Annotated in this window: 8 protein-coding genes; 2 read left to right on the forward strand and 6 right to left on the reverse strand. The window is 68.4% G+C overall.

The features are described from left to right. Positions 1–326 precede the first annotated feature (326 nt). From ABZ070_RS33680 to thyX, 3 genes are all read right to left on the reverse strand, one after another. A complete protein-coding gene (locus tag ABZ070_RS33680; protein ID WP_356639552.1) occupies positions 327–2,012 on the reverse strand; it encodes a ribonuclease J in 1,686 nt (561 codons plus the stop codon). 169 nt (positions 2,013–2,181) lie between these two features. Further along, on the reverse strand, positions 2,182–3,081 hold the full coding sequence (dapA, locus tag ABZ070_RS33685; RefSeq protein ID WP_356639554.1) for a 4-hydroxy-tetrahydrodipicolinate synthase: 900 nt from the start codon (positions 3,079–3,081) through the stop codon (positions 2,182–2,184). Between the two features lie 189 nt (positions 3,082–3,270). Further along, positions 3,271–4,011, reverse strand: coding sequence for an FAD-dependent thymidylate synthase (gene thyX, locus ABZ070_RS33690; protein WP_356639556.1), 741 nt, complete (start codon positions 4,009–4,011; stop codon positions 3,271–3,273). A 199-nt stretch (positions 4,012–4,210) separates the two neighbouring features. Between thyX and ABZ070_RS33695 the strand changes: the two genes are divergently transcribed. Both ABZ070_RS33695 and ABZ070_RS33700 read left to right on the forward strand, forming a co-directional pair. After that, a complete protein-coding gene (locus tag ABZ070_RS33695; RefSeq protein WP_356639558.1) occupies positions 4,211–4,447 on the forward strand; it encodes a hypothetical protein in 237 nt (78 codons plus the stop codon). Positions 4,448–4,574: 127 nt separating this feature from the next. Beyond that, positions 4,575–5,123 carry a hypothetical protein gene (locus tag ABZ070_RS33700; protein WP_356639560.1) on the forward strand — a complete coding sequence of 183 codons (549 nt, stop codon included), beginning with the start codon at positions 4,575–4,577 and terminating at the stop codon, positions 5,121–5,123. 119 nt (positions 5,124–5,242) lie between these two features. Here the strand turns inward: ABZ070_RS33700 and ABZ070_RS33705 are convergent, their stop codons facing one another. Genes ABZ070_RS33705 through ABZ070_RS33715 form a run of 3 tightly spaced genes read right to left on the reverse strand, consistent with a single transcriptional unit; the run spans position 5,243 to position 7,806 of the window. Next, positions 5,243–5,695, reverse strand: a complete 453-nt coding sequence (locus ABZ070_RS33705) for a tetratricopeptide repeat protein (RefSeq protein ID WP_356639562.1) — start codon at positions 5,693–5,695, stop codon at positions 5,243–5,245. A gap of 9 nt (positions 5,696–5,704) precedes the next feature. Continuing rightward, on the reverse strand, positions 5,705–6,457 hold the full coding sequence (gene dapB, locus ABZ070_RS33710; protein ID WP_356639564.1) for a 4-hydroxy-tetrahydrodipicolinate reductase: 753 nt from the start codon (positions 6,455–6,457) through the stop codon (positions 5,705–5,707). Positions 6,458–6,489: 32 nt separating this feature from the next. After that, positions 6,490–7,806, reverse strand: a complete 1,317-nt coding sequence (locus tag ABZ070_RS33715) for a pitrilysin family protein (protein WP_356639566.1) — start codon at positions 7,804–7,806, stop codon at positions 6,490–6,492. Between the last annotated feature and the right edge of the window lie 36 nt (positions 7,807–7,842).

Below are 7,842 nucleotides of genomic sequence, written 5' to 3' on the forward strand. Positions count from 1 at the left end.
CTTTGTACTCACCCTTGCGGGCTTTCCTCCGGGCGCTTCCCTTCGGTCTTGCGTTTCCGACTCTATCAGACTCTTTCGTGTCCGATTCCCGGCCGACGGGCTCTCTGCTGAGCAGAGAATTTCTTGCTCTGCCTTCCGGTTCTCCGCTTTCGCGTTTCCCTTTCCGGCGACTCCGACTTTATCAGAGATTCTGAGTCGGAATTCCCCGCCCCGTTCGGGCACCACGAAGCACATGAGTGTGCGGGGTTCCCGTTCAGGCGGAGCCGTAAACGTACTGGAGCGGGGCGCCCCGATGCAAATCGGGGGCCCCGCGCCGGTTTTGGGCGTCAGACCTCGACGACGACCGGGAGGATCATCGGGCGCCGGCGGTAGGTGTCGGAGACCCACTTGCCCACGGTGCGGCGAACAAGTTGCTGCAGCTGGTGGGGTTCGGCGACGCCGTCGGAGGCCGCCTTGGCGATCGCGTCCTCGATCTTGGGCATGACGGCCGAGAACGCCGAGTCGTCGATACCCGAACCCCTCGCGTGGATGTTGGGCCCGCCCACGACCTTGCCCGTCGTGCTGTCGACGACGAGGAAGACGGAGATGATGCCCTCTTCGCCGAGGATGCGGCGGTCCTTCAACGCGGGCTCCGTGACATCGCCGACCGAGAGGCCGTCGACGTACACGTAACCGGCCTGGACCTTGCCGACGATCTTGGCCTTGCCGTCGACGAGGTCGACGACGACACCGTCCTCGGCGATCACGATGCGGTCCTTGGGAACACCCGTCAGGGCGCCGAGCTCCGCATTGGCCCGTAGGTGTCGCCACTCGCCGTGAACCGGCATCAGGTTCTTCGGCTTGCAGATGTTGTAGAAGTACAGCAACTCGCCGGCCGACGCATGGCCGGAGACATGGACCTTGGCGTTGCCCTTGTGGACGACGTTCGCGCCCCAGCGGGTCAGGCCGTTGATCACGCGGTAGACCGCGTTCTCGTTGCCCGGGATCAGGGACGACGCCAGGATGACCGTGTCCCCCTGGACGATGCGGATCTGGTGATCGCGGTTGGCCATCCGGGAGAGGGCCGCCATCGGCTCGCCCTGGGAGCCCGTGCAGACGAGGACGACCTCGTGGTCCGGAAGGTCGTCCAGGGTCTTGACGTCGACCACGAGACCGGCGGGAACCCGCAGATATCCCAGGTCCCGGGCGATGCCCATGTTGCGGACCATCGAACGGCCGACGAAGGCGACCCGCCTGCCGTACTCGTGGGCGGCGTCGAGGATCTGCTGGATGCGGTGCACATGGCTGGCGAAGCTGGCCACGATGATGCGCTTCTGGGCGTTCGCGAAGACCGTCCGCAGGACGTTCGAGATCTCGCGCTCCGGCGGGACGAAGCCCGGAACCTCGGCATTCGTCGAGTCCGAGAGCAGGAGGTCGATGCCCTCCTCGCTCAGACGCGCGAACGCGTGGAGGTCGGTGAGGCGCCGGTCCAGCGGCAGCTGGTCCATCTTGAAGTCACCGGTGTGGACCGCCATGCCCGCGGGCGTGCGGATGGCGACGGCGAGGGCGTCCGGAATGGAGTGGTTGACCGCGATGAATTCGCAGTCGAAGGGCCCGATCCGCTCGCGATGCCCCTCGGTCACCTCGAGGGTGTAGGGGCGGATGCGGTGCTCCTGGAGCTTGGCCTCGATCAGGGCGAGGGTCAGCTTGGAACCGATGAGTGGAATATCCGGCTTCAGGCGGAGCAGGAACGGGACGCCGCCGATGTGGTCCTCGTGGCCGTGCGTGAGCACGATGCCGTCGATGTCGTCGAGGCGGTCCCTGATGGTGGTGAAGTCCGGCAGGATCAGGTCGATCCCGGGCTGCTCCTCCTCGGGGAAGAGGACGCCGCAGTCGACGATGAGCAGCCGGTCGTCGTACTCGAAGACGGTCATGTTCCGGCCGATCTCACCGAGACCGCCGAGCGGGGTGACGCGCAGGCCGCCCTGGGGCAGTTTGGGCGGCGCGCCGAGTTCAGGATGCGGATGACTCAAAAGACTCTCCTCACCATGTACGCCACGTACCGCGGGGGCACATGGCGTACATGACATACGTGCACTTGCTGTGTCTGTGTCCGGCCGGGTCCGTGCGGCCGACCGGTGTCGGTCGGCCACGTGTCGGTCTCATCAGCCGGTTCTGCGCTTATTCAGTTGTGAAGTCTGTTCAGAGCTCTACCCCACCGGCGGCCAGGTCGACCTTGAGCTGGGCGGTTTCTTCCGGCGACAGCTCGACGAGGGGAAGGCGCAGCGGACCGGCCGGCAGGCCCTGGAGTGTCAGCGCCGCCTTCGTGGTGATGACGCCCTGGGTGCGGAACATGCCCGTGAAGACCGGGAGCAACTTCTGGTGGATCTCCGTCGCCTTCTGGACGTCCCCGCCGCGGTAGGCGTCGAGCAGCGCACGGAGCTCAGGAGTGACCACGTGGCCCACGACGGAGACGAAGCCGCAGGCGCCGACCGAGAGCAGCGGCAGGTTGAGCATGTCGTCGCCCGAGTACCAGGCGAGGCCGCTGCGGGCGATGGCCCAGCTGGCGCGGCCGAGGTCACCCTTGGCGTCCTTGTTGGCGACGATGCGCGGGTGGTCGGCGAGGCGCACGATCGTCTCTGTGTCGATCGGGACGCCGCTGCGTCCGGGGATGTCGTAGAGCATCACCGGCAGCTCTGTCGCGTCTGCGATGGCCGTGAAGTGGCGGAGCAGGCCCTGCTGAGGGGGCTTGTTGTAGTACGGGGTCACAGCGAGGAGGCCGTGCGCGCCGGCGCGCTCGGCGGCGCGGGCGAGTTCGATGCTGTGACGTGTGTCGTTGGTGCCGATGCCGGCGACGACGTGGGCCCGGTCTCCGACCGCTTCCAGTACGGCCCGCACGAGCTGGTCTTTCTCCGCGTCGCCGGTGGTGGGCGACTCGCCGGTGGTGCCATTGATGACCAGGCCGTCGTTGCCTGCGTCCACCAGATGGGCGGCCAGCTGCTGGGCGCCTTCGAGGTCAAGTGCGCCGTCCGCCGTGAAGGGCGTGACCATGGCGGTGAGGACCCGCCCGAAGGGGGTCTGCGGAGTGGAGATCGGAGCCATGGGTAACACGCTACTCGCTGCTCACCGCAGGGGGTCCCCTCGGGGGACGTGACGTACGACGTGGCATGCGGAGCCCGGCACTGCCTGCTCGGGGGTTCAAGCAGTGCCGGGTCCGTTTGATCAGCCTAGATGAACTTCTCGAAACGCCGCAATACGGACACTTCTCCAGGCTGACCGTACATCTGTGCCCTACGGGGCGACCCGCCCGTTGGCGTTGTAGGCGGCGTAGGTGAGCGGCATGAGCTTCGCCCAGTGCTGCTCCATCTTCTCGCCGACCATCTCGATCTCACGCTGCGGGAAGGACGGGACCTTGGCGTCGTCGTGCTGGGTGCGCAGGCCGAGGAAGTGCATGAGCGAGCGGGCGTTGCACGTCGCGTACATCGACGAGTACATGCCGACCGGCAGCACCGCCCGGGCGACCTCGCGGGCGACGCCCGCGTCGAGCATCTCCAGATACGCCTCGTACGCCTGACGGTAGGAGTCCTCCATCACCCGGCCGGTGAGCTCCTGCTGGGCCGCGGTGCCCTCGACGAAGACGTACTTCCCCGGGCGGCCCTCCTGGACGAGCTTGCGCTCGGCGTCCGGCACGTAGAACACCGGGTCCAGGCGGCGGTAGCGGCCCGACTCCTCGTTGTACGACCAGCCGACGCGGTGCCGCATGAACTCGCGGAAGACGAAGATCGGGGCACTGATGAAGAAGGTCATCGAGTTGTGCTCGAAGGGGCTGCCGTGGCGGTCCCGCATCAGGTAGTTGATGAGGCCCTTGGAGCGCTCCGGGTCCTTCGAGAGCTCCTCGAGAGACTGCTCGCCCGCGGTGGAGACACGGGCCGCCCACAGCACGTCGGAGTCTCCGGCCGTGTGCTTCACCAGCTCGACGGTGACATCGCTGCGGAAGCTGGGCTTTACGTTCTCTGCGGGGGTGTGGCTCACCGGCGCGGTCCTTCCAGTTGCATCGCTCGGGCGGCGCCTACTCTACGGCTCGCCACCGACAGTGCCGACCAGGTCGACCGCGGGATGTGTCCTTTGGTCAATTCGGGGAATTCGGGCACCGAATGGTCGCGTTGCTCGTCTGTACCAGTAGCGGCGTCCAGTCCCGCGCTCCCGTCACGATTTCCTAGGAGAGTCCCTGATGTTCCGCCGGCGAGAGGCCGTCCCCTTCGCGTTCGTCGCTGAGGCCGACGCCTTCCGCAGTAACGTCACTCCCCCGCCCCGTATCCGACCCAGCCGCTCACAGCTCGCGGGCGGGGTACTCGTCGGGCTGACCGTCGTCGGCGGACTCGTCGGGTCCCTGCTCTTCGGGCTTCCCGCCCTGGAGACGCGGACGCCGGCCCATTCGCAGCAGTCCGAAGCCTCCCAGGGGCGCTGACCCTTCTCCCGTTGCCCGGTGTCCTGGGACGCGCCCCGGGGCACCCTGGGGTGGTCGCGCTCCGGCGGTCTCGGTAGCCTCACCCGGGCACAGCCCAATCGAGTGTGCTGGTGAGTGAGGATCCGTCGTGCCCCTGCCCTTCCTGACGGCCGACCGTGCTTTTGACACGCAAGCGGATGATGTCGCGCTGCCTTTCGACGATCACGACGAGTGGCGGCGTCCGTACCGTCCGGGGCCGTGGCGGGTCGGGGCCGCGGCTCTCCTGCTGCTGCTGGCCTCGTTCGTGCTGATCGCGGCGATGATCATTGCTTTCGCGGGTGCGCTGCCTGGTGCCGGCGTGTGCTTCGCCCTCGGTGCCGTGGTGATCGCGGCCGCTCTGCGACTGCTTCGTATGGGCGTCTGGGTCAGCCGCCACGGCCTGCGGCGCGTGGCGTTCCTGACGACCGGCACGACGCGCTGGCAGCGCACCTCGGAGCTGCGCACCGTGCAGCAGCCGGTGCGCTGGCTCGGGCTGCCGCGCACCGTACAGGGACAGGCACTCGTGATGGCACGGCACGGCGCAGAGCCGCTCACGCTCCTCACCGACCACAACGCCGATTTCCTGTCCCGGCCGGAAGCCTTCGACCGGGCGGCCGACACGGTGGAGGCGTGGGGCGCGGAGTACCGCGCGGGCTGACTCCTGCGAGAGCCGGCCCGGGGCGAACCCGGAGCAGGCTCCGAAGCGGTCCGCGAGCAGGGCCGGGGGGCTTTCAGTACCGAGTGGGCCTTGGGGCCGTCTCTGCGCTCAGGAACGAGTCAGCTCGGAACGGGCCTGCCGTCGTGCAACGCGATCGCGCGCTGCATCGCCCGGCGGGCCCGAGGTGTGTCGCGGGCGTCGTGATAGGCGACGGCCAGCCGGAACCAGCAGCGCCAGTCGTCCGGCGAATCCTCCGTCTCGGCCCGGCGCTTGGCGAACACGGCGTCCGCTGAGTCACGGTCGATACGGCCGCCCGGGGTGCGCACCAGCTCGTCGACGGGCAGCCCGCCTTCCGCCTCCAGTTCCGCGGCGAGCCGGTTGGCCCGGCTGACGAACTGCGTGTTCTTCCACAGGAACCAGACGCCGATCACCGGCAGAACCAGCACCGCGGCGCCGAAGGTGACGGTGATAGCGGTGCCCTGCTGTATCAGCATCACGCCACGACTGCCGACCAGGACGAAGTAGACGACCAGGACGGCTGCCGTGACGAAGTACGTGATCTTTGCGCGCATGATTCCGCTTCAGCTCAGGTCGAGGAAGTTTTCCAGGCCGAAGGTGAGGCCGGGAGCGGACACCACACGGCGGACGCCCAGCAGGATGCCGGGCATGAAGCTGCTGTGGTGCAGGGAGTCGTGACGGATGGTGAGCGTCTCGCCCTCGCCTCCCAGCAGAACCTCCTGGTGCGCGAGGAGGCCGCGCAGCCGCACCGCGTGCACCGGGACCCCGTCGACGTCCGCGCCCCGCGCGCCGTCCAGGGCGGTGACGGTGGCATCGGGCTGCGCGGCGCAGCCGGCCTCGGCGCGGGCGGCGGCGATCAGCTGTGCCGTGCGGGTCGCGGTGCCGCTCGGGGCGTCGGCCTTGTTCGGATGGTGCAGCTCGACGACCTCGACGGACTCGAAGTACCGCGCCGCCTGCTGGGCGAACTTCATGGTGAGGACCGCGCCGATGGAGAAGTTGGGCGCGATGAGCACACCGGTCTCGGGGGACGCGGCGAGCGAGGTGTTGAGCTGCGCGAGGCGGTCATCGGTCCAGCCGGTGGTGCCGACGACGGCGTGCATGCCGTGGCGTACGCAGAAGTCGAGGTTGCCCATCACCGACGCGGGGGTGGTGAGCTCGACGACGACCTGGGCACCGGACTCCACGAGGGACTCCAGCTTGTCGCCGCGGCCGAGCGCCGCGACCAGTTCCATGTCGTCGGCGGCCTCGACGGCTCGGACCGCCTCCGAGCCGATACGGCCTTTGGCGCCGAGGACGGCCACGCGCAGCTTGCTCATCGCTAACTTCCCTTGCTTTTAGAAGACCGCTTCTAGGAAACCGCTTCGTGGAGACGGTCCGCCTGCTTGTCCTTGAGCGGGCCGATCACCGACAACGACGGGCGCCGGCCCAGTACGTCCGTGGCCACCGCGCGCACCTCGTCAGGGGTGACGGCGGATATCCGGGCGAGCATCTCGTCGACCGACATCTGCTCGCCCCAGCACAGCTCGCTCTTGCCGATACGGTTCATCAGCGCGCCGGTGTCCTCCAGTCCGAGGACCGTGGAGCCGGAGAGCTGGCCGATCGCACGGCCGATCTCGTCGTCCGACAGCCCGTCGGAGGCGACCCGGTCGAGCTCGTCGCGGCAGATCTTGAGCACATCGTGGACCTGGCTGGGCCGACAGCCCGCGTACACACCGAACAGGCCGGTGTCGGCGAAGCCCGAGGTGTACGAGTACACGCTGTAGGCGAGGCCGCGCTTCTCCCTGACCTCCTGGAAGAGGCGGGAGGACATACCGCCGCCGAGGGCCGTGTTCAGCACGCCGAGCGCCCACCGACGGTCGTCGGTGCGGGCGAGGCCGGGCATGCCGAGCACGACATGGGCCTGCTCCGTCTTGCGGTTCAGCAGGTCCACCTTGCCAGCGGTGCGCAGGGCGCGGCTGCCGTCGCGGGGCGCGGTGGGAACCGCGTCCGTACGGGACAGTGCACCGGCCTTCTCGAACGCGCGGCGGACCTGCCGTACGACCGTGGCGTGGTCGATGTTGCCCGCCGCTGCGACGACCAGGTGGGTCGGGTCGTAATGCTTCTTGTAGAAGCGCCGGATGCGGTCGGCGGTCAGGGCGTTCACGGTATCGACGGTGCCGAGGACCGGGCGGCCCAGCGGGGTGTCGCCGAACATGGTCTGCGCGAACAGATCATGGACGCAGTCGCCCGGGTCGTCCTCGGTCATCGCGATCTCTTCGAGGATGACGCCGCGCTCGGCTTCGACGTCCTCCTGGAGAATCAGCGAACCGGTGAGCATGTCGCACACCACGTCGATGGCGAGTGGCAGGTCCGTGTCGAGCACCCGTGCGTAGTAGCAGGTGTACTCCTTGGCCGTGAAGGCGTTCATCTCGCCGCCGACCGCGTCGATCGCCGCCGAGATGTCGAGGGCGGAGCGCTTGCGCGTGCCCTTGAACAGGAGGTGCTCGAGGTAGTGCGTGGCGCCGCCGAGCGATGGTGTCTCGTCACGGGAGCCCACGTTGGCCCAGATGCCGAAGGTGGCGGACCGTACGGACGGGAGGGTCTCCGTGACGACGCGCAGGCCGCCGGGGAGGGTGGTGCGCCGGACGGTGCCGATGCCGTTCTGGCCCTCGAGGAGTGCTGACATTACGTGTGGCCGGCACCGCGCTGGCGCTGTCGGTGC

The sequence above is a fragment of the Streptomyces sp. NPDC006283 genome (assembly GCF_040613325.1).
Classification (GTDB): domain Bacteria; phylum Actinomycetota; class Actinomycetes; order Streptomycetales; family Streptomycetaceae; genus Streptomyces.

What these genes read in the sequence shown, in the direction of transcription:
- dapA (WP_356639554.1), bottom strand. Translation starts at nt 3,081, where the DNA reads ATGGCTCCGATCTCCACTCCGCAGACCCCCTTCGGGCGGGTCCTCACC.
- ABZ070_RS33695 (WP_356639558.1), top strand. Translation starts at nt 4,211, where the DNA reads ATGTTCCGCCGGCGAGAGGCCGTCCCCTTCGCGTTCGTCGCTGAGGCC.
- ABZ070_RS33705 (WP_356639562.1), bottom strand. Translation starts at nt 5,695, where the DNA reads ATGCGCGCAAAGATCACGTACTTCGTCACGGCAGCCGTCCTGGTCGTC.
- dapB (WP_356639564.1), bottom strand. Translation starts at nt 6,457, where the DNA reads ATGAGCAAGCTGCGCGTGGCCGTCCTCGGCGCCAAAGGCCGTATCGGC.
- ABZ070_RS33715 (WP_356639566.1), bottom strand. Translation starts at nt 7,806, where the DNA reads ATGTCAGCACTCCTCGAGGGCCAGAACGGCATCGGCACCGTCCGGCGC.